15 protein-coding genes are annotated in these 24392 nt (G+C 64.9%); 6 read left to right on the top strand and 9 right to left on the bottom strand.

Features of this window, described 5'->3' with window-relative positions; translation table 11 throughout:
• Positions 1-355 precede the first annotated feature (355 nt).
• From gltB to L6D75_RS22195, 4 genes are all read left to right on the top strand, one after another.
• Entirely contained in the window at positions 356-4801 is a 4446-nt protein-coding gene (gltB, locus tag L6D75_RS22210; RefSeq protein WP_176510921.1) for a glutamate synthase large subunit, read from the top strand.
• A gap of 106 nt (positions 4802-4907) precedes the next feature.
• Positions 4908-6326 carry an FAD-dependent oxidoreductase gene (locus L6D75_RS22205; protein ID WP_176510920.1) on the top strand — a complete coding sequence of 473 codons (1419 nt, stop codon included), beginning with the start codon at positions 4908-4910 and terminating at the stop codon, positions 6324-6326.
• Between the two features lie 234 nt (positions 6327-6560).
• Positions 6561-7625 (top strand): uroporphyrinogen decarboxylase, encoded by a 1065-nt coding sequence (gene hemE / locus L6D75_RS22200; protein ID WP_176510919.1) that lies wholly within the window; start codon positions 6561-6563, stop codon positions 7623-7625.
• Between the two features lie 115 nt (positions 7626-7740).
• The gene (locus tag L6D75_RS22195; RefSeq protein WP_176510918.1) at positions 7741-8088 is read left to right on the top strand and encodes a YgiW/YdeI family stress tolerance OB fold protein; all 348 of its coding nucleotides are present in this window, start codon (positions 7741-7743) and stop codon (positions 8086-8088) included.
• A 100-nt stretch (positions 8089-8188) separates the two neighbouring features.
• Here the strand turns inward: L6D75_RS22195 and L6D75_RS22190 are convergent, their stop codons facing one another.
• Positions 8189-9433: an MFS transporter gene (locus tag L6D75_RS22190; protein ID WP_176510917.1), complete on the bottom strand. Its 1245-nt coding sequence runs from the start codon at positions 9431-9433 to the stop codon at positions 8189-8191.
• 109 nt (positions 9434-9542) lie between these two features.
• Between L6D75_RS22190 and L6D75_RS22185 the strand changes: the two genes are divergently transcribed.
• Positions 9543-10442, top strand: coding sequence for a LysR family transcriptional regulator (locus tag L6D75_RS22185; protein ID WP_176510916.1), 900 nt, complete (start codon positions 9543-9545; stop codon positions 10440-10442).
• Here the strand turns inward: L6D75_RS22185 and L6D75_RS22180 are convergent.
• The gene (locus L6D75_RS22180; protein ID WP_176510915.1) at positions 10435-11982 is read right to left on the bottom strand and encodes an HAL/PAL/TAL family ammonia-lyase; all 1548 of its coding nucleotides are present in this window, start codon (positions 11980-11982) and stop codon (positions 10435-10437) included. The genes L6D75_RS22185 and L6D75_RS22180 overlap by 8 nt on opposite strands.
• Before the next feature lie 132 nt (positions 11983-12114).
• On the opposite strand from L6D75_RS22180, the gene L6D75_RS22175 reads away from it, so the two are divergent.
• The gene (locus L6D75_RS22175) at positions 12115-12888 is read left to right on the top strand and encodes a ParA family protein (RefSeq protein ID WP_176510914.1); all 774 of its coding nucleotides are present in this window, start codon (positions 12115-12117) and stop codon (positions 12886-12888) included.
• Here the strand turns inward: L6D75_RS22175 and trxC are convergent.
• From trxC to betI, 7 genes are all read right to left on the bottom strand, one after another.
• On the bottom strand, positions 12885-13319 hold the full coding sequence (gene trxC / locus L6D75_RS22170) for a thioredoxin TrxC (RefSeq protein WP_176510913.1): 435 nt from the start codon (positions 13317-13319) through the stop codon (positions 12885-12887). The genes L6D75_RS22175 and trxC overlap by 4 nt on opposite strands.
• Before the next feature lie 127 nt (positions 13320-13446).
• The gene (selO, locus tag L6D75_RS22165; protein ID WP_176510912.1) at positions 13447-14907 is read right to left on the bottom strand and encodes a protein adenylyltransferase SelO; all 1461 of its coding nucleotides are present in this window, start codon (positions 14905-14907) and stop codon (positions 13447-13449) included.
• 141 nt (positions 14908-15048) lie between these two features.
• Positions 15049-18357 carry a mechanosensitive channel MscK gene (mscK, locus tag L6D75_RS22160; protein ID WP_176510911.1) on the bottom strand — a complete coding sequence of 1103 codons (3309 nt, stop codon included), beginning with the start codon at positions 18355-18357 and terminating at the stop codon, positions 15049-15051.
• A 35-nt stretch (positions 18358-18392) separates the two neighbouring features.
• Positions 18393-20135: a potassium/proton antiporter gene (locus tag L6D75_RS22155; RefSeq protein ID WP_176510910.1), complete on the bottom strand. Its 1743-nt coding sequence runs from the start codon at positions 20133-20135 to the stop codon at positions 18393-18395.
• Positions 20136-20371: 236 nt separating this feature from the next.
• Complete coding sequence (betA, locus tag L6D75_RS22150) at positions 20372-22069, bottom strand: choline dehydrogenase (RefSeq protein WP_176510909.1); 1698 nt, start codon at positions 22067-22069, stop codon at positions 20372-20374.
• A 77-nt stretch (positions 22070-22146) separates the two neighbouring features.
• The gene (gene betB, locus L6D75_RS22145; RefSeq protein ID WP_236193825.1) at positions 22147-23619 is read right to left on the bottom strand and encodes a betaine-aldehyde dehydrogenase; all 1473 of its coding nucleotides are present in this window, start codon (positions 23617-23619) and stop codon (positions 22147-22149) included.
• A gap of 38 nt (positions 23620-23657) precedes the next feature.
• On the bottom strand, positions 23658-24314 hold the full coding sequence (gene betI, locus L6D75_RS22140; RefSeq protein ID WP_176512998.1) for a transcriptional regulator BetI: 657 nt from the start codon (positions 24312-24314) through the stop codon (positions 23658-23660).
• Positions 24315-24392: the final 78 nt, after the last annotated feature.

Genomic DNA, 24392 nt, shown 5'->3' with positions numbered 1-24392 from the left:
ACCCCGCCGCCCAGTTGCTGAGCGATTACTGACTTTCGTCTAGCCTGCTGCGCCCGAGCGCGGCAGGCTTTTCTGTCCCAGACTGCCGGCCACAAGCCTACCTTGCAGTCATGGCTGAAACGCTTCAGACTCGAGCCGAGCCGCTATCACGGCGCATGGCGCAAAAACATTCAAAATTGCGACATAAATTTTCAATGGTGAGACATGAAAATTTGTGAGTATCGCTGTCGCTGTGCAACAATGGTTTTCCATGGCCACCGCAAAAAAGCTGGCATTTGATCGGCGTGGATGGTAAGTGGTTGTACTAAAAAGAGATTTACCTCCGTTGAGAGGTGAACCTGGTGAGAAAGTGTCTATGAAAACAGGTCTGTACCATCCCGAAGAATTCAAGGACAACTGTGGCTTTGGCCTGATCGCCCATATGACGGGCGAACCGAGCCACCACCTTCTGCAAACCGCCATGCAGGCGCTGACCTGCATGACCCACCGCGGCGGCATCAACGCCGACGGCAAGACCGGTGACGGTTGCGGTCTGCTCATGCAGAAGCCCGATCAATTCCTGCGGGCCGTGGCCCAGGAGCACTTCGCCGTCGAGCTGCCCAAGCAGTACGCCGTCGGCATGGTGTTCTTCAACCAGGACCCGGTAAAAGCCGAAGCCGCGCGGGCCAACATGGACCGCGAAATCCTCGCCGCCGGCCTCAAGCTGGTGGGCTGGCGCAAAGTCCCGATCGACACCAGCGTGCTGGGCCGCCTGGCCCTGGAGCGCCTGCCGCAGATCGAGCAGGTGTTCATCGGCGGTGAAGGCCTGAGCGATCAGGAATTCGCCATCAAGCTGTTCAGTGCCCGTCGCCGCTCGTCCGTGGCCAATGCCCACGACGCCGACCACTACATCTGCAGCTTTTCGCACAAGACCATCATCTATAAAGGCCTGATGATGCCGCGCGACCTCGCGGCCTTCTTTCCAGACCTGGGTGACGAGCGCCTGCAAACCGCGATCTGCGTGTTCCACCAGCGCTTCTCCACCAACACCCTGCCGAAATGGCCGCTGGCGCAGCCGTTCCGCTTCCTCGCCCACAACGGCGAGATCAACACCATCACCGGCAACCGCAACTGGGCCATGGCCCGTCGCACCAAGTTCGCCAACGACCTGATCCCCGACCTCGAAGAGCTCGGCCCGCTGGTCAACCGCGTCGGTTCCGACTCCTCGAGCATGGACAACATGCTGGAGCTGATGGTCACCGGCGGCATCGACCTGTTCCGCGGCGTGCGTATGCTGGTACCGCCAGCCTGGCAGAACGTCGAAACCATGGACGCCGACCTGCGCGCCTTCTACGAATACAACTCCATGCACATGGAGCCGTGGGACGGCCCGGCCGGTATCGTCATGACCGAAGGCCGCCACGCGGTGTGCCTGCTCGACCGCAACGGCCTGCGCCCGGCGCGCTGGGTCACCACCAAGAACGGCTACATCACCCTGGCGTCGGAAATCGGCGTGTGGGACTACAAGCCCGAGGACGTATTGGCCAAGGGCCGTGTCGGCCCAGGCCAGATCTTCGCCGTCGACACCGAGACCGGCCAGATCCTCGACACCGATGCCATCGATGACCGCCTCAAGTCGCGCCACCCGTACAAGCGCTGGCTGCGTCAGCACGCCCTGCGCATCCAGGCAACGCTGACCGACGATCAGGGCGCGGCCAGCTACGACGCCGACCAGCTCAAGCAATACATGAAGATGTTCCAGGTCACCTTCGAGGAGCGTGACCAGGTGCTGCGCCCGCTCGGCGAGCAGGGCCAGGAAGCGGTCGGCTCGATGGGTGACGACACGCCGATGGCGGTGCTGTCCCAGCGCGTGCGCTCGCCCTACGACTTCTTCCGCCAGCAGTTCGCCCAGGTCACCAACCCGCCGATCGACCCGCTGCGCGAAGCGATCGTCATGTCGCTGGAAATCTGCCTGGGCGCCGAGCGCAACATCTTCCAGGAATCCCCGGAGCATGCCTCGCGGGTGATCCTCAGCTCGCCGGTCATCTCGCCCGCCAAGTGGCGCTCGCTGATGAACCTGGAGCGCGAAGGCTTCGATCGTCACCTGATCGACCTCAACTATGAAGAGGGCGTCGGCCTTGAAGCGGCCATCCGCAACATCGCCGACCAGGCCGAAGAAGCGGTACGCAGCGGCAAGACCCAACTGGTGCTGAGCGACCGCTACATTGCCCCCGGCAAGCTGCCGGTGCACGCCTCGCTGGCCGTGGGTGCGGTACACCACCGCCTGACCGAGCAGGGCCTGCGCTGCGACAGCAACATCCTGGTGGAAACCGCCACCGCCCGCGACCCGCACCACTTCGCCGTGCTGCTGGGCTTCGGTGCCTCGGCCGTGTACCCGTACCTGGCCTACGAAGTGCTGGCCGACCTGATCCGCACCGGCGAAGTACTGGGCGATCTGGACGAAGTGTTCAAGTACTACCGCAAGGGCATCTCCAAGGGCCTGCTGAAGATCCTGTCGAAGATGGGCATCTCCACCATCGCCTCGTACCGTGGCGCGCAGCTGTTCGAAGCCGTGGGCCTGGCCGAAGAAGTGGTCGGCCTGAGCTTCAAGGGCGTGCCCAGCCGCATCAAGGGTGCGCGCTTCGTCGACCTGGAAGGCGACCAGAAGCTGCTGGCGGCCGAAGCCTGGAGCGCGCGCAAGCCGATCCAGCAAGGCGGCCTGCTGAAGTTCGTCCACGGCGGCGAGTACCACGCCTACAACCCGGACGTGGTCAACACCCTGCAGGCTGCTGTGCAGCAGGGCGACTACGCCAAGTTCAAGGAATACACCACGCTGGTCGACCAGCGCCCGGTGTCGATGATCCGCGACCTGCTGAAAGTGAAAGTGGCCGATCAGGCCCTGGCGCTGGATGAAGTCGAGCCGCTGGAAGCGATCCTCAAGCGCTTCGACTCGGCCGGTATCTCGCTCGGTGCCCTGTCGCCGGAAGCCCACGAGGCCCTGGCCGAGGCCATGAACCGCCTGGGTGCGCGCTCCAACTCCGGCGAGGGCGGTGAAGACCCGGCGCGCTACGGCACCGTGCGCAGCTCCAAGATCAAGCAGGTGGCCACCGGCCGCTTTGGCGTGACCCCAGAATACCTGGTCAACGCCGAAGTGCTGCAGATCAAGGTTGCCCAGGGCGCCAAGCCCGGCGAAGGCGGCCAGCTGCCAGGCGGCAAGGTCAATGGCCTGATCGCCAAGCTGCGCTATGCGGTACCGGGCGTGACCCTGATCTCGCCACCGCCGCACCATGACATCTACTCGATCGAAGACCTGGCGCAGCTGATCTACGACCTCAAGCAGGTCAACCCGCAGGCCCTGGTCTCGGTCAAGCTGGTCGCCGAAGCGGGCGTTGGCACCATCGCCGCGGGCGTGGCCAAGGCCTATGCCGACCTGATCACCATTTCCGGCTACGACGGCGGCACCGGCGCTTCGCCGCTGACCTCGATCAAGTACGCCGGCGCCCCGTGGGAGCTGGGCCTGGCCGAAACCCACCAGACCCTGCGCGGCAACGACCTGCGCGGCAAGGTGCGGGTACAGACCGACGGCGGCCTGAAAACCGGCCTCGACGTGGTCAAGGCGGCCATCCTCGGCGCCGAGAGCTTCGGCTTCGGCACCGCGCCGATGATCGCCCTGGGCTGCAAGTACCTGCGCATCTGCCACCTGAACAACTGCGCCACCGGCGTGGCCACGCAGAACGACAAGCTGCGCAAGGACCACTACATCGGCACCGTCGACATGGTGATCAACTTCTTCACCTTCGTCGCCGAAGAGACCCGTGAGTGGCTGGCCAAGCTGGGCGTGCGCAGCCTCGGCGAGCTGATCGGCCGCACCGACCTGCTCGACGTGCTGCCGGGCGACACCGAGCGCCAGCACCACCTGGACCTGACGCCGCTGTTGGGCAGCTCGCACATTCCGGCCGACAAGCCGCAATTCTGCGAAGTCGACAAGAACCCGCCGTTCGACAAGGGCGAGCTGGCCGAGAAGATGGTCGACATGGCCCTGCCGGCCATCCGCGACCAGGCCGGTGGCGAGTTCGCGCTCGACATCTGCAACTGCGACCGCTCCATCGGCGCGCGCATCTCTGGTGAAATCGCCAAGCTGTATGGCAACCAGGGCATGGCCGACAAGCCGATCACCTTCCGCTTCAAGGGCACCGCGGGCCAGAGCTTCGGCGTGTGGAACGCCGGTGGCCTGAACCTGCACCTGGAAGGCGATGCCAACGACTACGTCGGCAAGGGCATGACCGGTGGCAAGGTCACCATCGTGCCGCCTGCCGGCAGCCCGTTCAAAACCCAGCTCAGCGCCATCGTCGGCAACACCTGCCTGTATGGCGCCACCGGCGGCAAGCTGTTCGCCGCCGGTACCGCGGGCGAGCGCTTCGCGGTGCGTAACTCCGGCGCCCACGCCATCGTCGAGGGCACTGGCGATCACTGCTGTGAATACATGACCGGCGGCTTTGTCTGCGTCCTGGGCAAGACCGGTTACAACTTCGGTTCTGGCATGACTGGCGGCTTCGCCTACGTGCTCGACATGGACAACACCTTCGTCGACAAACTCAACCACGAGCTGGTGGAAATCCAGCGCATCAGTGGTGAGGCGATGGAGGCCTACCGCAGCCACCTGGCGCGGGTCCTTGCCGAGTACGTGGAAGAGACTGGCAGCGAGTGGGGGCGTGAGCTCTCGGAGAACCTGGACGACTACGTGCGGCGCTTCTGGCTGGTCAAGCCGAAGGCGGCCAACCTCAAGCAACTGCTGTCCAGCACCCGCGCCAACCCGCAGTAACAACAGCTGCAAGTGACGGCCCCGTGCGCGGGGCCCGTCGTGCTCAAGTGATCGTCTTGCAGCTTGCAGCCCGAGGCTGGCAACTGCGGTAAAGAGGTTTTGAAAAATGGCTGAACGTCTGAACAACGACTTCCAGTTCATCGAAGTGGGCCGCAAGGACCCGAAGAAGAAGCTCCTGCGCCAGCGCAAGAAAGAGTTCGTGGAGATCTACGAGCCCTTCAAGCCGCAGCAGTCCGTGGAGCAGGCGCACCGTTGCCTGGGTTGCGGTAACCCGTACTGCGAATGGAAGTGCCCGGTGCACAACTTCATCCCAAACTGGTTGAAGCTGGTTTCCGAAGGCAACATCCTGGCGGCCGCGGAGCTGTCGCACCAGACCAACACCCTGCCGGAAGTGTGCGGCCGCGTGTGCCCGCAGGACCGTCTGTGCGAGGGTGCCTGCACCCTGAACGACGGTTTCGGCGCAGTCACCATCGGCTCGGTGGAGAAGTACATCACCGACACCGCGTTCGCCATGGGCTGGCGCCCGGACATGTCCAAGGTCAAGCCGACCGGCAAGCGTGTGGCAATCATCGGTGCCGGCCCTGCGGGCCTGGGCTGTGCCGACGTGCTGGTGCGCGCCGGGGTGACCCCGGTGGTGTTCGACCGCAACCCCGAGATCGGTGGCCTGCTGACCTTCGGCATCCCCGAGTTCAAGCTGGAAAAGACCGTGCTGAGCAACCGCCGCGAAGTCTTCACCGGCATGGGCATCGAGTTCCGCCTGAACACCGAGGTGGGCAAGGACATCACCCTGGAACAGTTGCTCGGCGAGTACGACGCAGTGTTCATGGGCATGGGCACCTACACCTACATGAAGGGTGGTTTCCCGGGCGAGGACCTGCCGGGCGTGCATGACGCGCTGGACTTCCTGATCGCCAACGTCAACCGCAACCTGGGCTTCGAAAAGGCGCCGGAAGACTTCGTCGACATGCAGGGCAAGAAGGTGGTGGTACTGGGCGGTGGCGACACCGCGATGGACTGCAACCGCACCTCGATCCGCCAGGGCGCAAGCTCGGTGACCTGCGCCTATCGCCGCGACGAGGCGAACATGCCGGGCTCGCGCAAAGAGGTGAAGAACGCCAAGGAAGAGGGCGTGAAGTTCCTCTACAACCGCCAGCCGATCGCCATCGTCGGCGAAGACAAGGTCGAAGGCGTGAAAGTGGTCGAGACGCGTCTGGGCGAGCCGGATGCCCGTGGCCGCCGCAGCCCCGAGCCGATCCCCGGCTCCGAGGAGATTCTGCCGGCCGATGCCGTGGTGATCGCCTTCGGCTTCCGCCCAAGCCCTGCGCCGTGGTTCGAGCAGCATGGCATCCAGATGGACAGCCAGGGCCGCGTGGTGGCGCCGGAGAAAGGCAAGTTCAAGCACCAGACCAGCAACCCGAAAGTGTTTGCCGGTGGCGACATGGTGCGCGGTTCGGACCTGGTGGTGACTGCCATTTTCGAAGGCCGTACTGCGGCCGAAGGCATCCTGGACTATCTGGAAGTCTGATGGATCCTGGGGCCGCTTTGCGGCCCTTTCGCGACACAAGGCCGCTCCTACTGGATTAGCGCAATACTGTAGGAGCGGCCTTGTGTCGCGAAAGGGCTGCAAAGCAGCCCCAGGGCAGTTTTGTATACAAAATCGCTTGATCCAAGGCACTCAATAGACAAAACGCATGGTCTCATCCGTGCCTTTTGCGCTGGCGTCTGAGAAAATGCCCGCACTTTTTTGCCGGATGCCGACATGACTGCCCTGAAGAACGATCGTTTCCTGCGTGCACTGCTCAAGCAACCTGTAGACGTCACCCCGGTGTGGATGATGCGCCAGGCTGGCCGCTACCTCCCGGAATACCGCGCCAGCCGCGCCAAGGCCGGCGACTTCATGAGCCTGTGCATGAACCCGCAGTTCGCCTGCGAGGTCACCCTGCAGCCGCTGGACCGCTACCCGCTGGACGCGGCGATCCTGTTCTCGGACATCCTCACCATCCCTGATGCCATGGGCCTTGGCCTGTACTTCGAAACCGGCGAAGGCCCACGTTTCAAGAAGGTCATCAGCACCCCCGCCGACATCGAGGCACTGCCGATCCCCGATCCGCAGAAAGACCTGGGCTACGTGATGGACGCGGTCAGCACCATCCGCCGCGAGCTCAATGGCCGCGTGCCGCTGATCGGCTTCTCCGGCAGCCCGTGGACCCTGGCCACCTACATGGTCGAAGGCGGCTCGTCGAAAGACTTCCGCAAGACCAAGGCGATGGCCTACGACAACCCGCAAGCCCTGCACCTGCTGCTGGACAAGCTGGCGCAGTCGGTCACCAGCTACCTCAACGGCCAGATCCTCGCCGGTGCCCAGGCCGTGCAGATCTTCGACACCTGGGGCGGCAACCTTTCGGCGGCGGCGTACCAGGAATTCTCCCTGGCCTACATGCGCAAGATCGTCAGCGGCCTGATCCGCGAGCACGAAGGCCGCAAGGTGCCGGTGATCCTGTTCACCAAGAACGGCGGCCTGTGGCTGGAAAGCATCGCCGAAGCCGGTGCCGATGCCCTGGGCCTGGACTGGACCTGCGAAATCGGCGATGCCCGCCGCCGTGTCGGCGACAAGGTCGCGCTGCAGGGCAACATGGACCCCACCGTGCTGTACGCCAAGCCAGAGGCCATCCGCCAGGAAGTCGCACGTATCCTTGCCAGCTACGGCAAGGGCTCGGGCCATGTGTTCAACCTGGGCCATGGCATCACCCCGGAAGTCGACCCGGAGCATGCCGGCGTGTTCATCAACGCTGTGCACGAGCTGTCGGCGCAGTACCATCAGTGATCTGATGGCAGCTACAAGAAACCCGGCCTGGCGCCGGGTTTTTTTTGCATTAAGTTTCAATTCAGCGATCGTCGGTAATCTGGGCCCATCGAAACCGAAACAGGACACGATCCTCATGAAAGCCCGCTACTTTGCCCTGATCCTCGCCCCGCTGTTCAGCACTGCTGCCCTGGCCGCTGGCTACACAGGCCCAGGTGCACAACCGGTGACCACCGTTTCCGCCGCCAAGGATGCCGCTGACGACACGCCGGTGGTGCTGCAGGGCTACGTGACCAAGAAGATCAACAACGACGACAAGTACGAGTTCAAGGACAACACCGGCACCATCACGGTCGAGATCGACAACGAAGACCTGCCGCCGACGCCATTCAACGAGAAGACCAAGGTGAAACTGACCGGCGAGGTGGAAAAGCACCTGATGAGCCGTGAAGTGGATGTGGATATCGTCGAGATCGTGAACTGATCCAAAGGCCCCATCGCCGGCAAGCCGGCTCCCACAAAGTCAGCAGTGAACTGTGTGGGAGCCGGCTTGCCGGCGATGGGCTGCAAGGCAGCCCCAAGGCTCAAGCCTTCTTGGGCTCCAGCCTGCTCAGGTGCAGCGCCACGCCCAACGCCACCGCCAGCAAGCTGCCGATGAACAGCCCGATGCCATTCCAGCCCCAGTGATGCCAGAACACCCCGCCCGCCGTACCCGCAACGCTCGACCCCGCGTAATAACAGAACAGGTACAGCGATGACGCCTGCCCCTTGGCCTTCAGCGCCCGCCGGCCAATCCAGCTGCTGGCCACCGAGTGCGCGCCAAAGAAGCCGAAGGTGAACACCAGCATGCCGAGAATGATCAGCACCAGCGGGGTAGCCAAGGTCACCAGCAAACCACCCGCCATCACCACGATACTGGCCCAGAACACCTTGCGCCGGCCGAGCTTGTCGGCCAGGGCACCGACCTGCGCCGAACTGTAGATACCCGACAGGTACACCACCGACAGCAGGCCGACCAGCGCCTGGTTCATGTGGTAGGGCCCCGCCAGCAACCGGTAGCCGATGTAGTTGAACAAGGTGACGAAGGCGCCCATCAGCAGGAAGGCTTCGAGGAACAGCCAGGGCAGGCCGGCATCCTTGAAGTGCATGACGAAGCCATCGAGCAGGTTGCGCGGTTTGAGCGACTGGGTGCGGAAGTTGCGCGATTCCGGCAGCACCTTCCAGAACACCAGCGCCGCCACCAGGGCCAGGCCGCCGATGATCAGCATTGCCGTGTGCCAGCTGACGAAGTCGATCAGCACGCCGGTGATCAGCCGCCCGCTCATGCCGCCGATGGCGTTGCCGCCGATGTACAGCCCCATGGCCAGGCCGATGTGCTGCGGGTGAATTTCCTCGCTCAGGTACGTCATCGCCACGGCGGCCAGGCCGCTGAGCGACAGGCCGACCAGCGCCCGCGTGGCCAGCACCCATTCCCAACTCGGCATGACCGCGCTGACCATGGTCGACAGCGCCGCGCAAAGCAGGGCAAACACCATCACCGGCTTGCGCCCGATGCGGTCGGAAATCGGCCCGGTGATCAGCAGCCCGAACGCCAGCATGGCGGTGGAAACCGACAGCACCAGGCTGCTTTGCGCGGCATTGATCGAATATTCCTGGGACAGCAACGGCATCATCGGCTGTACGCAGTACAGCAGGGCGAAGGTGGCGAAGCCGCCGCTGAACAGGGCCAGCACGGTCTTGAGGAAGGCAGGGGTGCCTTTTTCGATCCAGATATCGTTCAGCGGGGCAGGTTCGGGGTCGGCGGGAAGGGGGGCTACAGCAGTTTTCACGGGCGGGTACCTCTGGCGCAATGAAAAAAAGCATATAGCTGGCTAATGATTAGATCCAATATATTGTTCGACCTATTTAAGAGGTTTTGCGACCTACTCGGAGCCGATCATGGAACTGCGCCATTTGCGTTACTTCATCGCCGTGGCCGAAGAGCTGCACTTTGGCCGCGCAGCCCAGCAACTGGGCATCTCCCAGCCGCCCCTGAGCCAGCAGATCCAGGCCCTGGAGCAGGAGCTGGGGGCGCGCTTGTTCGAGCGTACCAATCGTCGGGTCGAGCTCAGCGAGGCCGGCCGGCTGTTTCTCGACGAGGCGCGGCAGGTGCTGGCGCAGGTCGAGAAGGCCGCCGACGTGGCACGCCGCGCGCAGCTGGGCGAGTTGGGCGAGATGAAGATCGGCTTCACCTCGTCGGCGCCGTTCACTTCGAAGATCCCCAAGGCGATCCATGCGTTTCGCCAGCGCTTCCCTGCCGTGCACCTGAACCTTCAGGAAATGAGCAGCCGCGATGTCGCCGACGGGGTGTTCGACGAGTCCATCGAAATCGGCCTGATGCGGCCGATGCCGCTGCCCGAAGGCCTGGTCGCCACCGAGCTGTTTCGCGAACCCTTGGTGGCGGTGATCAATGCCTCGCACCCGCTGGCCGAAGGCACCGAGCAGGGCGTGCACATGGCCGCGCTGGCCCATGAGCCCTTCGTGTTCTTCCCGCGCAGCTATGGTAGCGGGCTGCATGCGCAGCTGCTGAGCCTGGCGCGCCAAGCCGGCTTCAGCCCGCACTTCGCCCAGGAAGCGGGCGAGGCGATGACCATCATCGGGTTGGTGTCCGCAGGCCTCGGGGTGTCGGTGCTGCCGGCCTCCTTCCAGCGCATGCGCATCGAAGGCGTGGTCTATCGCACCTTGCTCGACCAGGGTGCGACTTCGGCCGTGTGGCTGGTGCAGCGTGAGCGCGGCAGTTCGGCGATGGCCAGGGCCTTCGCCGAACTGGTCACGGATGCGACGTCCGGCGTCAGCTGAGGTGCAACGGCCAGTGCCGCTCGCCGATGCGCTGCAGGCACAGGCGCAGTTCGCGCTCCAGGGCGCGGTCTTCGATCACCGGGGCGAAGTCTTCCAGCAACGCTTCGTGCATCTGCGCCAGCGGTTGTGGCAGCGGCCGGCTGCCAGCCTTGCGGCCGCGTAGCCACACGGCCTGGTTGGCTGCCAGCAAGGTGGCGGCGGCGACTTGCTCGGTCAGCTCCAGCACACGCAGGGCGTCCCGCGCGGCGATGGTGCCCATGCTCACCTTGTCCTGGTTGTGGCACTCGGTGGAGCGCGAGAACACGCTGGCCGGCATGGTCTGCTTGAGCGCTTCGGCAGTCCAGGCGCTGGCGCCGATTTGCACGGCCTTGAAGCCGTGGTTGAGCATCGCCCGCTCGGCCTCGGCCCCCGACAGGTTGCTCGGCAGGCCGTGGTTGTAGCGCACGTCCACCAGCAGCGCGAGCTGCCGGTCGAGCAGGTCGGCGACGTTGGCCACCAGGGTTTTCAGGCTGTCCATGGCAAAGGCGATGTGCCCGCCGTAGAAATGCCCGCCGTGCAGCACGCGCTCGGCGTCGCCGTCGATGATCGGGTTGTCGTTGGCGCTGTTGAGTTCGGTTTCGATGAAACCGCGCAGCCAGCCCAGGCTGTCGGCCAGCACACCCAGCACATGCGGCGCGCAGCGCAGCGAGTAGCGGTCCTGCAGGCGGTGCAGGGGTGGCAGCGGGGCGTCGATGGCCAGGTCCTGGCGCAGCCAGGCGGCGACCTGGGCCTGGCCTGGGTGGGGTTTGGCGGCGAACAGCCGCTCGTCGAAGTGTTCCGGGTTGCCCTGCAGGCCGATCACGTTCAGGGCGGTGATGCGCGTGGCCAGCTTGAGCAGGTAGTCGGCGCGGGCAAAGGCCTGGCAGGCCAGGCCAGTCATCACCGCCGTACCGTTCATCAGCGCCAGCGCTTCCTTGGGGCGCAGCACCAGCGGTTGCCAGCCCAGTTCACGGTGCACCTCGGCACTGCTGCGGCGTGCGCCCTGGTAGAGCACCTCGCGCTCACCGGCCAGGGCAGCGGCGACGTAGGACAGCGGGGTCAGGTCGCCGCTGGCGCCCACCGAGCCTTCCTCGGGGATCAGCGGCAGGATGTCGTGGGCGAGAAAGTCGCGCAGGCGCTCCAGCAACAGCAGGCGCACGCCCGACACCCCGTGGCTCAGCGAACGCAGGCGGGCAGCCAGCACGGCGCGGGTGGCGCTGGCATCGAGCAGGCGCCCGAGGCCGCAGCCGTGGAAGGTGTAGAGGTGACGCGGCAGGGCTTCGACATGCTCCAGCGGCACCGCGACCACGCATGAGTCGCCGTAGCCTGTGGTAACGCCATAGATCACCCCTTGCTTGTCCAGCAGGCTGTCGAGAAAGCGGGCGCCGCGCTCGATGTACGCGCGGTATTCGCTGTCATCCTGCAGTTGCACGGGGGCGCGGCGTTCGGCCACGGCCAGGACGTCCTCGATCGCAAGCGGCGACTGGCCAAAGGTTACAGGCGGGTGCGGGGGCATCGTCATCGATCATCCTGGTGTGTGGCGAAGGTTTGCGCGGGGCAGGGTAGCGCTGCCGTCGGCGTGCGGCAATTGCCGCTGGCCATTGCCGGCGCGCCGCCACATACTCGGTCATTCGTTGATACACGGAGGTCTCTCATGCGGCGCGTGGTGTTCAATCAGAAAGGTGGGGTGGGCAAGTCGAGCATCGCTTGCAACCTGGCGGCAGTGAGCGCCAGCGAAGGCTATCGGACCCTGCTGATCGACCTGGATGCCCAGGCCAACTCGACTCAGTACCTGACCGGGCTCACGGGCGACGACATCCCCATGGGCATTGCCGATTTCTTCAAGCAGAGCCTGTCCAGCGGGCCGTTCAGCAAGAAGAACAAGGTCGATATCTACGAAACCCCGTTCGACAACCTGCACGTGGTCACCGCCACGGCGGAGCTGGCCGACCTGCAGCCAAAGCTTGAGGCCAAGCACAAGATCAACAAGCTGCGCAAACTGCTCGACGAGCTGGACGAGGATTACGAGCGGATCTACATCGATACCCCGCCGGCGTTGAATTTCTACGCGGTTTCCGCGTTGATCGCCGCTGATCGGGTGCTGATTCCCTTCGATTGCGACAGCTTTTCACGCCAGGCCCTGTACGGCCTGCTGGCGGAAATCGAAGAGCTCAAGGATGACCACAACGAAGACCTGATGGTCGAGGGCATCGTGGTCAACCAGTTCCAGTCCCGCGCCAGCCTGCCCCAGCAGATGCTCGACGAGCTGCTTGCCGAGGGCTTGCCGGTGCTGCCGGTGTACCTGGGCAGCTCGGTGAAGATGCGCGAGTCGCACCACGCCAGCTTGCCGCTGATTCACCTGGAGCCGCGGCACAAGCTGACCCAGCAGTTCGTCGAGTTGCACGCGCTGCTGGAAGAGAACGCCTAGACCCCTTGGCTGCGCAGCCACTCCAGCAACGACTGCAGTGGCAACGCCCCGGCCTGGCGGCTGACTTCGCGGCCATTTCTGAACAGGATCAGGCTGGGGATCGAGCGGATGCCCAGTTGCCCGGCCAGGTTGCGGTTGGCTTCGCTGTCGAGCTTGGCCAGGCGGCAGCGGCCGCTGAGCTGGCGGGCGGCCTGCTCGAAGGTGGGGGCGAAGGATTTGCAGGGGCCGCACCAGTCGGCCCAGACATCGACCAGCAGCGGCAGGTCGCCTTTGATCTGGCTGGCGTAGCTGCTTTCGCTGAGGTCGAAGGGTTTGCCGAGCAGTACATCCTGTTTGCAGCGGCCGCATTTGGGTGCATCGCCCAGGCGTTCGGCGGGCAGGCGGTTGAGGCCGTTGCAGTGGGGGCAGGGGATCAGCAGCGGTTCGGTCATGTCGATTCCTTGTGGTGTTGGTTCGGGCCTCATCGCCGGCAAGCCGGCTCCCACAGAGTCCCCATAGCAGCTGAGCCCTGCGTAGGCGCCGGCTTGCCGGCGATGAGGCCGGTACAGCAGATCGGGTTCACGAAGAGCAGCTGATTTCCAGATGCTTGCCCCACTCCGGCGGCCGCTCGGCATAGGCCTGCATCCCTTCTTGCTCTTCGAACGGCCGGCTCAGCACCTGGTGCAGCCGCCGCACTTCACTGTAGTCCCCCGCCTCGGCCGCTTCGATGGCTTTCTGCGCCAGGTAGTTGCGCAGCACGTACAGCGGGTTCACCGCATGCATGCGCGCGCGCCGCCCGTCGGCATTGCCGGCCTCGCGCTCGCAGCGAGCGAGGTAGTCAGCGCCCCAGGCGTCGAACCCGGCAAGGTCGATGAAATCGTCGCGTACCACGCTCAGGGCCGCAGCCACGGGCTGGTCGCCGAGCTTGCGCAAGAACAGGTTGTAGTCCACGCCGCCGCTCTGCATGCGCTGCAGCAGGCGCTCGACCAGGGCCATGTCGCCGTCTTCGGCCGTGGTCAGGCCCAGGCGCCGGCGCATCAGGTCCAGGTAGTGCGTCTGGTACAGCGGCAGGAACAACCCCAGGGCCTCCTTGAGCGGCTCCACCTCGATCACCGTGGTCAGTGCCTGGGCAAGGGCGCTGAGGTTCCAGTGGCCGATCGGTACCTGGTTGGCGTAGCTGTAGCGGCCGCGGTCATCGGAATGGTTGCAGATGAAGTTGGCGTCGAAGTCGTCGAGGAAGGCGAAGGGGCCGAAGTCGAAGGTGATGCCCAGGATCGACATGTTGTCGGTGTTCATCACCCCGTGGCAGAAGCCATAGGCCTGCCAGCGGGCGATCAGCTCGGCGTTGCGCTCGACGATGGTGCGGAACATGGCCAGGTAAGGCTGCTCGGCCTCGCGGCATTCGGGGTAGTGCTGCTCCAGCACGTGGTCGATCAGCACGCGCTGCTGTTCCGGCTGCTTGGTGTAGTAGAAGTACTCGAAATGGCCGAAGCGCACGTGGCTCTGGGCCAGGCGAGTGAGCATGGCCGCGCTCTCGCGGGTTTCGCGCCATACCGGGGTGCTCGAGCCGATCACGCACAGCGCCCGGCTGCTGGGGATGCCCAGGGCATGCAGGGCTTCGGAGGCGAGGAATTCGCGGATCGACGAGCGCAGCACGGCGCGGCCGTCGCCCATGCGCGAGTACGGGGTCTGGCCGGCGCCCTTGAGGTGCAGGTCCCAGTGCTCGCCGGCGTCGTTGAGCACTTCGGCCAGCAGCAGGCCGCGGCCATCGCCCAGGCGTGGGTTGTAGGAGCCGAACTGGTGGCCGGAGTAGACCATGGCGCGCGGGTCGGCTTGTTCCCAGAGCTTCTGGCCGCTGAACAGCTCGGCGAAGATCGGCAGTTCGGCCTGCGCGGGGTCGAGGTCGAGCAGGGCCATGGCCGACGCGCTGGCCACGACCAGGCGAGGGTCGGCGATGGGGGCGGGCAGCACCTGGGTGGAGAACGCGTCGCCCAGGTGGGCGAAGCGGTTGTCGAAGCTGAGTTGGTCGAGGGCTTTCACGGGCTGCTCCTGGGGAACGGTGTCATGGGGCCGCTTTGCGGCCCATCGCCGGCAAGCCGGCTCCCACAGGAAGCCGGCTTGCCGGCGATCGAGGGCGCAGCCCTCGCCAGCATTCTGGCGGTCATGCCCCTTGGAGTCCACTCAGCTGGGCGCAGTGCCATCCGATTTGGGCTGTTCCAGCGCTATCATCTGCTGCTTGCCGCCCTTGGCATCCATCAGGAACACCTCGACCTGGCGCACCGAAATCTTGATGTCGTGCGCCTTGAACTCGCGGTTGATGTAGCGGTTGATCTCGTCCAGGGTCGGGTTGCGGTCGCCCAGGTCGCGCACGTGCATGCGCAGCTCGTGGTCCAGCGAGCTCTCGCCGAAATTGAGGAAGTACACGATCGGCTCCGGGTCCTTGAGCACCCGCGGGTTCTGGTGGGCGCCCTTGAGCAGCAGGTCGCGCACCAGGTCCAGGTCCGAGCCGTAGTCGATGCCCAGCTTCAGCGTCACCCGGGTGACCGTGTCGGTCAGCGACCAGTTGATCAGCTGGCCGGTGATGAAGGTCTTGTTGGGGACGATGATGTCCTTGCGGTCGAAGTCGGTGATGGTGGTGGCGCGGATGCGGATCTTGCTCACCGTGCCGGACAGGTTGCCGATGGTGATGGTGTCGCCGATGCGCACCGGGCGCTCGAACAGGATCATGATGCCGGAAATGAAGTTGGCGAAGATCTCCTGCATGCCGAAGCCCAGGCCCACCGACAGCGCCGCCACCAGCCACTGCAGCTTGTCCCAGCTCACCCCGAGGGTCGACAGGGTGCTGACGATGCCGACCCCGACGATGATGTACGACAGCAGCGTGGTGGTGGCATAGGCGCTGCCCTGGGCCAGGTTCAGGCGCGACAGCACCAGCACCTCGAGCAGGCCCGGCAAGTTGCGCGCCAGGGCGAAGGTGATGCCGACGATCACCAGCGCGCCGAGCAGGTCGCCGAGGCTGATCGGCACCATGCTGGCGGCGCTGCCGGTGCCGCTGGTGTATTCGTAGAGGGTGAAGTTGTTGAGGTAGGCGAACACCGAGATCAGGTCCGACCACACCCAGTACAGGCCGGCGATGAAGCCGCCGAGCAGGGCCAGGCGGATCAGGCGCAGCGACTGCTGGTTGACCTGCTCGATGTCCAGCGTCGGCTCTTCGCTGATCACCTCGCCATCGAGCCCTTCCTTGGCCGCCGCGCGCTTGCTCAGCGCACGCTGGTAGGCCAGGCGCCGCGCCGCCACCGACAGGCCACGCACGAACGCGGCCTCGATCACCAGCCAGAACAGCAGCAGGTACAGGGTGTAGATCAGCCGGTCGGTGAGCTTCAGGGCGGTGTAGTAGTAGCCGAAGCACACCGCCACGAACAGGGCGATCGGCAAGGCGGTGAAGGCCACTCCGACGGCCTTGCGAAACAGCGAGGTGTCGCGGTGCGCAGGGCTGCTCAACAGCAGGCGGCTGAGCAGCCAGGCCATCAGTGCATAGCAGGTCAGCACCACGCCGATGCCCAGCACGTCGTCGGCCAGCGCCGAAGGCTGGTGCTCCGCCACCGCCACCACGCCGACCAGCGCCAGCACCACGGTACCCAGCCGGCGCACCCAGCCCCGCAGGAACTCGACCTGCGGCTTGTGCCAGCGGAAGTGGATTTCCGCCACGCCGCCAGGGGCGAGGATGCGGTAGGCGGTGTAGAACACCAGCCAGGCCTGGGCCAGCTGCCAGAGCGCGGCGCCGAGGTTGGCGTTCTGCCCGCGGGCGTCGATCTGCAGGGCGTAGCTGCACAGGGCCAGGCCCAGGCTCACCGGCATCGCCAGGAGGATGTTGATGAGGATGGCCTGGGGCGTGTGCCACTGGCTGTCGCGGCGGAAGTGGCCGATGTCCTGGTGCACCTTGCTCAGGCGCTGGTACAGGTACTTGCGCCGCCACAGCAGGGCGCCGATCACCAGCAGCAGGGGCAGGAACAGCAGCGGGCGCTGGCTCAGGCCGTCGGCCAGCTCCTTGATGCCCGAGCCCCACGGCAGGTCGGCGACCTGGGCGGCGAAGCGCTCGGGCACATAGCGCAGCCAGTCCCAGTCCAGCGGCTTGTTGCTGGGGATCCAGAACATCTGCTCGTCGAGGGTGGTGCGCAGGCCCTGGGCGGTGCCCAGCAGCTGCTTCTGGTTGAGCTGCAGGGTGATCGATTCGTTGAGCAGCGCCGACAGTTCGCGGTTCAGCCGTTCGAGCAGGTCGCTGCGGGTGATGGCCACATCCAGCAGGGCCTTGCGCAGGGCCGGGGTGACGTCTTCCTGGGGCTGGTTGGCCAACAGCTTGTCGACGTAGGTCACCGGGCTGCTCATCTGCTCGCGCTGCTGGTTGACCTCGAACTGGTACAGGCGGATGTCGGCGATCTGGTCGGCCAGGTCGCGGTCGACCTTCAGGTGCGGCAGGGCCTGCTTCTGCTTGTAGAGGATCTTGGACAGCAGCAGGCTGCCCTTGAGCACGCTGATCTGCTCGTCCAGGGCCTGGTCGGCCTGGGTCAGGCTGTCGAGCTGCTGCTTGGTGCGCAGGTTCTGCTGGGTCAGCTCGTTGAGGCGGTCGGTGCTTTTGAGCAGGTAGTCGGAAAGCTTGAGGTTGGCCGCGCTCTCGCTGGCCAGTATCGAGCTGCCACCGGCCTTCTGGGCCTCGATCGACTGCTGCGTGACGGTCTGCTGGGACTGGGCCAGGCGCTTCTCGTTGATCAGCGTCTGCAGGTCCTGGATTTCCTGCTCCAGGCGCGCGGCGCGCTCGATCAGCAGGTCATGGCGGGCATTGCCCAAGTCCTGCAGCAGGCCGTTGCCGGCCAGCTCCTGGCGGCGCAGCAAGGTCAGTGCGTTGAGCGAGGCCAGCTCGGCCACCAGCTGGTTGCGCTGGTCGGCGTTGATCGCCTTGCCGCCGTCCTTGCCGCTCTTGAGGATGTTGTTGATCTGCTGGCTGCGGATCTGGTTATTGCTGATCTCGGCCTGGGCGCGCTCGGGACGGGTCTGCGAGTTGATGATCAGGCTGTTGGCTTCCGACAGCGCCTTTTGCAGCTCGCCCTGCTGGGTATTGCGCTCGCTGAGCATCTGCTCGAGCTGCGGCACGCTGAGGTTGGCATAGCGCTGGGCCACCGGTTGCGGCTTGCCTTCCTTGAGCCGGGCCAGCTCCTTCTGGCTGTCGCTGGTTTCTTTCGGCGCGCCGGCCAGTTGCTGCTTGAGCGCGGCAAGCTTCTGCTCGCTGTCATCCTTGCTGGCCAGCAGCGTGAGGGTTTGCTCCAGTACCTGCTGCAGGGCTTTCTGGTCGGCTTCGGGCAGCTTGCGCTCGGCGATCTTGTCGAGGCTGTTCTGGATGCTGGCAGTGGTCGGGGCTTCAGCCGCGCCAGCTGCGAACGAAAGGGACAGGCACAGCCCGAGCAGGGCTGTGCGAAGGTACACGCGCAGGGACATAGGCAGACTACTTGTGGATCAGGCGAAATCGGAGTTTAGAGGAACAATCCTGGTCCGGGTCGCGTTCCTTCGGGGAATCTGACGCCGACTTTCTGGATCTTGTTCCCGTCCATGGTCGCGACGGTCCAGATCGTGCCATGCCATTCGACCTGGTCACCTACTACTGGCGCGCCTCCGACCTTCTGTCGGATGAACTGCGCCAGCGGCATTTTCGCGTCCAGGCCGTCGAGTTTGAGGCCATAAAGCGCGGCCACCGCGCCCAGTTCGGCATCGCCTTCGAGCACGAAGTCGCCGAAGAAGCGCAGGTCCAGCCCGCGTTGCGGCGCCTGGCTGAACAGCTTGCCCAGGGCCGGCAGGTTATGTTCGTGGCCGATCACGCAGAGCATGTCGCCAACTTCCAGCACGGTACTGCCCGAGGGGTGCAGCAGTTGCTCGTTGCGAAACAGCGCGGCGATGCGCGTGCCTTCGGGCATCTTCAGCTCGCGCAGGGCAGCGCCAATGCACCATTTTTCCGCGCCCAGGCGGTAGACGAACAGCTCCCACTCGCTGGTGACGTGCACCTCCAGCGCCGAGCGCGAGATCGGCGCCGGGTCCGGTGGCACAGTGACCTTCAGCAGCTTGGCCATCCACGGCAGGCTGGTGCCCTGCACCAGCAGCGACACCAGCACGATGAAGAACGCCAGGTTGAAGAACAGCTGGGCATCCGGCAGCCCGGCCATCAGCGGGAACACGGCGAGGATGATCGGCACCGCGCCGCGCAGCCCAACCCAGGAGATGAAGCCCTTTTCCCGGCCATGGAAGGCCTTGAACGGCAGCAGCGCCGCGACCACCGACAGCGGCCGCGCCACCAGGATCATCCACAGCGCCAGGCCCAGGGCCGGCAGGGCGATCGGCAGCAGGTCGTGGGGCGTGACCAGCAGCCCCAGCACCAGGAACATGCCGATCTGCGCAAGCCAAGCCATGCCGTCGAGCATGTGCAGGATGCCGTGGCGGCTGCGGATCGGCTTGTTGCCCAGCACCAGGCCGCACAGGTACACGGCGAGGAAGCCGCTGCCATGCAGGGCGTTGGTCAGCGAGAACACCACCAGCCCGCCGGCCACCACCAGGATCGGGTACAGGCCGCCGGCCAGGTTGATGCGGTTGACCAGCTGCAGCATCAGCCAGCCACCGCCCAGGCCCAGCAGGCCGCCGATGCCGAACTCGCGCAGCAGGTGGGTCAGAAGGCTCCAGTGCAGGCCGGTCTGGCCGCTGGCGATCATGTCGATCAGGGTGACGGTGAGGAACACCGCCATCGGGTCGTTGCTGCCCGACTCGATTTCCAGGGTGGCGGTCACCCGCTCGTTCAGGCCCTTGCCGCCGAGCAGCGAAAACACCGCCGCGGCGTCGGTCGAGCCGACGATGGCGCCGATCAGCAGGCCCTGGATCAGGCTCAGGTTGAACAGCCAGGCCGCCACCAGGCCGGTCAGCGCGGTGGTGATCATCACCCCCACGGTGGCCAGCGACAGGGCCGGCCACAGCGCCACGCGAAAGCTCGCCACCCGCGTGCGCAGGCCGCCGTCGAGCAGGATCACCGCCAGTGCCAGGTTGCCCACCAGGTAGGCGGTCGGGTAGTTGTTGAAGATGATGCCGCCACCATCTACCCCGGCGACCATGCCGACCGCGAGGATGATGACCAGGATAGGGATGCCCAGGCGCGACGACAGCGAGCTGACCAGGATGCTTGCGCCCACCAGCAATGCGCCGATCAGAAACAGGCTGTTGATGGTGCTGGCATCCAAAGGCAGTACTCCGGTACATCGCGGGGGGAGGGGACTTGCGAGAATGAACTAGCAGGTCGCGTGCCAATTGATTCTAACCTGATGAATTGGCAGGCTGTAAAGCGTTTCTGCAGATGTAGAAAAGGCACCGCGATGGGTGCCTTTTCGGGTGTTGCCTGGGCGGGCCTCATCGCCGGCAAGCCGGCTCCCACAGGTTGATGTGGGAGCCGGCTTGCCGGCGATGAGGCCGGTGCAGGTCAGCCCTGCTTCACTTCACGCATCGGCTTGCCTTTGACCGGCGCACCGTTAGCCACGTAGTACTTGGCAGTGCTGCGTGCCAGCGGCTTGCGGCCACGGATCTTGTCCGAGATTTTCTCGGCGATCATGATCGTGGTGGCGTTGAGGTTGCCGGTGATGATGATCGGCATGATCGACGCATCGACCACACGCAGGCCTTTCATGCCATGCACGCGGCCTTCGTTGTCGACCACCGCCATGTCATCGGTGCCCATCTTGCACGAGCAGGATGGGTGGAAGGCGGTTTCGGCGTGCTCGCGGATGAACTTGTCCAGCTCTTCATCGGTTTGCACGTGCTCGCCCGGGCTGATCTCGCGGCCGCGGTACGGGTCCAGCGCCGGCTGGGCCATGATTTCGCGGGTCAGGCGGATGCCGTCGCGGAATTCCTGCCAGTCCTGCTCGGTGGCCATGTAGTTGAACAGGATGCTCGGGTGCTGGCGCGGGTCTTTCGACTTGGCCTGGATACGGCCGCGGCTTGGCGAGCGCATCGAACCCATGTGCGCCTGGAAGCCGTGTTCCTTCACGCCGTTGGAGCCGTTGTAGTTGATCGCTACCGGCAGGAAGTGGTACTGGATGTTCGGCCATTCGAACTCAGGGCGGGTGCGGATGAAACCACCGGCCTCGAACTGGTTGCTGGCGCCGATGCCGGTGCCCTTGAACATCCACTCGGCGCCGATGGCCGGCTGGTTCCACCACAGCAGCGAAGGGTACAGCGACACCGGCTGGGTGCAGGCGTACTGCAGGTACAGCTCCAGGTGGTCCTGCAGGTTCTCGCCGACGCCCGGCAGGTCGTGGACCACCGGGATGTCGAGGCTTTCCAGCAGGGCGCGCGGGCCGACGCCGGAGCGCTGCAGCAGCTGCGGCGAAGCGATGGCGCCGGAGCTGACGATGACTTCCTTGCGCGCACGGGCTTCAACGCGCTCTTCGCTGTCGCCGACCAGGTAGGTCACGCCAACGGCGCGCTTGCCGTCGAACAGCACGCGGTCGCTCAGGGCATGGGTGACGATGGTCAGGTTCGGGCGCTTTTTCGACTGGTCGAGGTAACCGCGGGCGGTGCTCGAACGGCGGCCGTTCTTGGTCACGGTACGGTCCATCGGGCCGAAGCCTTCCTGCTGGTAGCCGTTGAGGTCTTCGGTGCGCGGGTAGCCCGCTTGCACGCCGGCCTCGACCATGGCGTGGAACAGCGGGTTGTTGCCGGCTTTAGGCGTGGTCACGCTGACCGGGCCTTCGCCGCCGTGGTAGTCGTTCGGGCCGATGTCACGGGTTTCCGCCTTGCGGAAATACGGCAGGCAGTCCAGGTACGCCCAGTCTTCCAGGCCTGGCAGTTGTGCCCAGCCGTCGAAGTCCAGGGCGTTGCCGCGGATGTAGCACATGCCGTTGATCAGCGACGAGCCACCCAGGCCCTTGCCGCGGCCACATTCCATGCGGCGGCCGTCCATGTGCGGCTCCGGGTCGGTCTCGTAGGCCCAGTTGTAGCGGCGGCCCTGCAGCGGGAAGGCCAGGGCGGCTGGCATCTGGGTGCGGAAGTCGAAGCGGTAGTCGGGGCCACCGGCTTCGAGCAGCAGTACGGTGACGCCGGCGTCTTCGGTCAGGCGGGTGGCCAGGGTGTTACCGGCCGAACCGGCACCGACGATGATGTAATCGAATTCTTGGGACATGAATGTACCCTCGTGTTGGCGGTGATCAGGGAGCGCAAACGCCCGTGCGCAAAGGCACGGGCGTGGCTAGACAGGGTTTAGAAAACCGAGTTGTAGCCGCCCAGCTCGACCTGGACCGACTTGATGCGAGTGTATTGAGCCAGCGAGCTGACGCCGTTCTCACGGCCGACGCCCGACTGCTTGTAGCCGCCAACCGGCATTTCGGCCGGCGATTCACCCCAGGCGTTGATCCAGCAGATACCGGCTTCGAGCTTGTGGATGATGCGGTGAGCACGGGTGATGTCGTTGGTGCAGACACCGGCGGCCAGGCCGTAGTCGGTGTCGTTGGCACGACGGATCACTTCTTCTTCGGTTTCGTAGCTGAGGATGCTCATCACCGGGCCGAAGATTTCTTCCTTGACGATGGTCATGTCGTCGCTGCAGTCGGTGAACACGGTCGGGGCCACGAAGGCGCCGTTGGCGAAATCACCGGCGGTCAGGCGCTCGCCGCCACACAGTACGCGCGCACCTTCTTCCTTACCCTTGGCGATGTAGCCGAGCACGCTTTCCATGTGCTGGAAGCTGACCAGCGGGCCGAAGTTGGTGTTCTCGTCTTCCGGGTTGCCGACGCGGATGCGGGCGACGCGCTCGGCGATCTTGGCTTCGAAGGCGGCCTTCATGTCAGCCGGGATGAACACGCGGGTGCCGTTGGTGCAGACCTGGCCGGAGCTGTAGAAGTTGGCCATCATGGCGATGTCGGCGGCCTTGTCCAGGTCGGCGTCGGCGCAGATGATCAGCGGCGACTTGCCGCCCAGTTCCATGGTCACTTCCTTGAGCGAGGAGCTCGAGGCGCTGGCCATGACCTTCTTGCCGGTGGTGGTGCCGCCGGTGAAGGAAACCTTCTCGATGCGCGGGTGCTCGGTCAGCCAGGTGCCGACTTCGCGGCCGCTGCCGGTCAGAACGTTGAACACGCCGTCCGGCAGGCCGGCTTCGGTGTAGATCTCGGCCAGTTTCAGGGTGGTCAGCGAAGTGACTTCCGATGGCTTGAAGAGCATCGCGTTGCCGGCGGCCAGGGCCGGGGCGGATTTCCACAGGGCGATCTGGATCGGGTAGTTCCAGGCGCCGATACCCACGGTCACGCCCAGCGGCTCGCGGCGGGTGTAGACGAAGGAGCTTTCGCGCAGCGGGATCTGCTCGCCTTCGATGGCCGGTACCAGGCCTGCGTAGTATTCCAGCACGTCGGCGCCGGTGACGATGTCGACGTAGCGGGTTTCCGAGTACGACTTGCCGGTGTCCAGGGTTTCCAGCATGGCCAGCTCATCGTTGCGCTCGCGCAGGATGTCGACGGCGCGGCGCAGGATGCGCGAACGCTGCATGGCGGTCATCGCAGCCCAGACTTTCTGGCCGCGCTCGGCGCTTTCGACGGCCTTCTCGACGTCCGCCTGAGTGGCGCGCTGCACGTGGGCGAGGACTTCGCCGGTGGCCGGGTTGATGGCTTCGAAGGTGGCATCGGTGCCAGCGTCGACGTAACCGCCATCAATGTAGAGTTTTTGCGTTCCGAAACGGGCCATAGTGTCCTCGCAAGTGCAGTGTGTGATTGGCTTGCGCGTCACGCTCCTGCCGAGTTGGCAAGCGCCGTGCGCGATGTTTCAGCAGCCTGGTCGTCTGTTGCCAGGGTGTGCTGTTTAGCCAGTTGTAGATCCATGTATTCGTAAGCAATCCGTATCGCCTGGTCGGTGTCGAAGGCATCTCCCGACAGCGCTCCACGCAACCACAAGCCATCGATCAGGGCCGCCAGGCCGCGGGCTGCCTTGCGTGCATGGTAAAGCGGCAAGACGCGGCGGAACTGGCAACACAGGTTGGAGTACAGGCGGTGGTCGTTGATCCGCTGCAACCTGTGCAAATCGGGCTGGTGCATGCTGGAAGCCCAGAAGGCCAACCAGGTTTTCATTGCCGGGCCATTCACCTGGCTGGCATCGAAGTTGCCCTCGATGATCACTTTCAGGTGGGCGCGCGGGCTGTCATCGGTCAGTGCCTGACGACGCGCTCTCACGCCTTCGTTGAGCATGCTCATGATGTAACCCATCGTCGCTGCGATCAGGCCGTTCTTGTCCCGAAAGTAGTGACTGATGATGCCGTTCGACACCCCGGCCAAACGGGCAATCAGCGCAATGCTGGCGTCCCCCAGTCCGACCTGATCGACCGCTTGCAGCGTGGCTTCGATCAACTGCTGGCGGCGGATGGGTTGCATACCGACCTTGGGCATCTTGCTATCTCCTCAGGCCTGCGAGCAGACGACGGGCGGCTGACTCGGCGAAGGCCAGTCTATTTTGTTTTGATTGAA

The sequence above is a fragment of the Pseudomonas faucium genome, from assembly GCF_021602585.1.
Lineage (GTDB): Bacteria > Pseudomonadota > Gammaproteobacteria > Pseudomonadales > Pseudomonadaceae > Aquipseudomonas > Aquipseudomonas faucium.
This window is presented reverse-complemented; position numbering and strand designations above follow the sequence as displayed.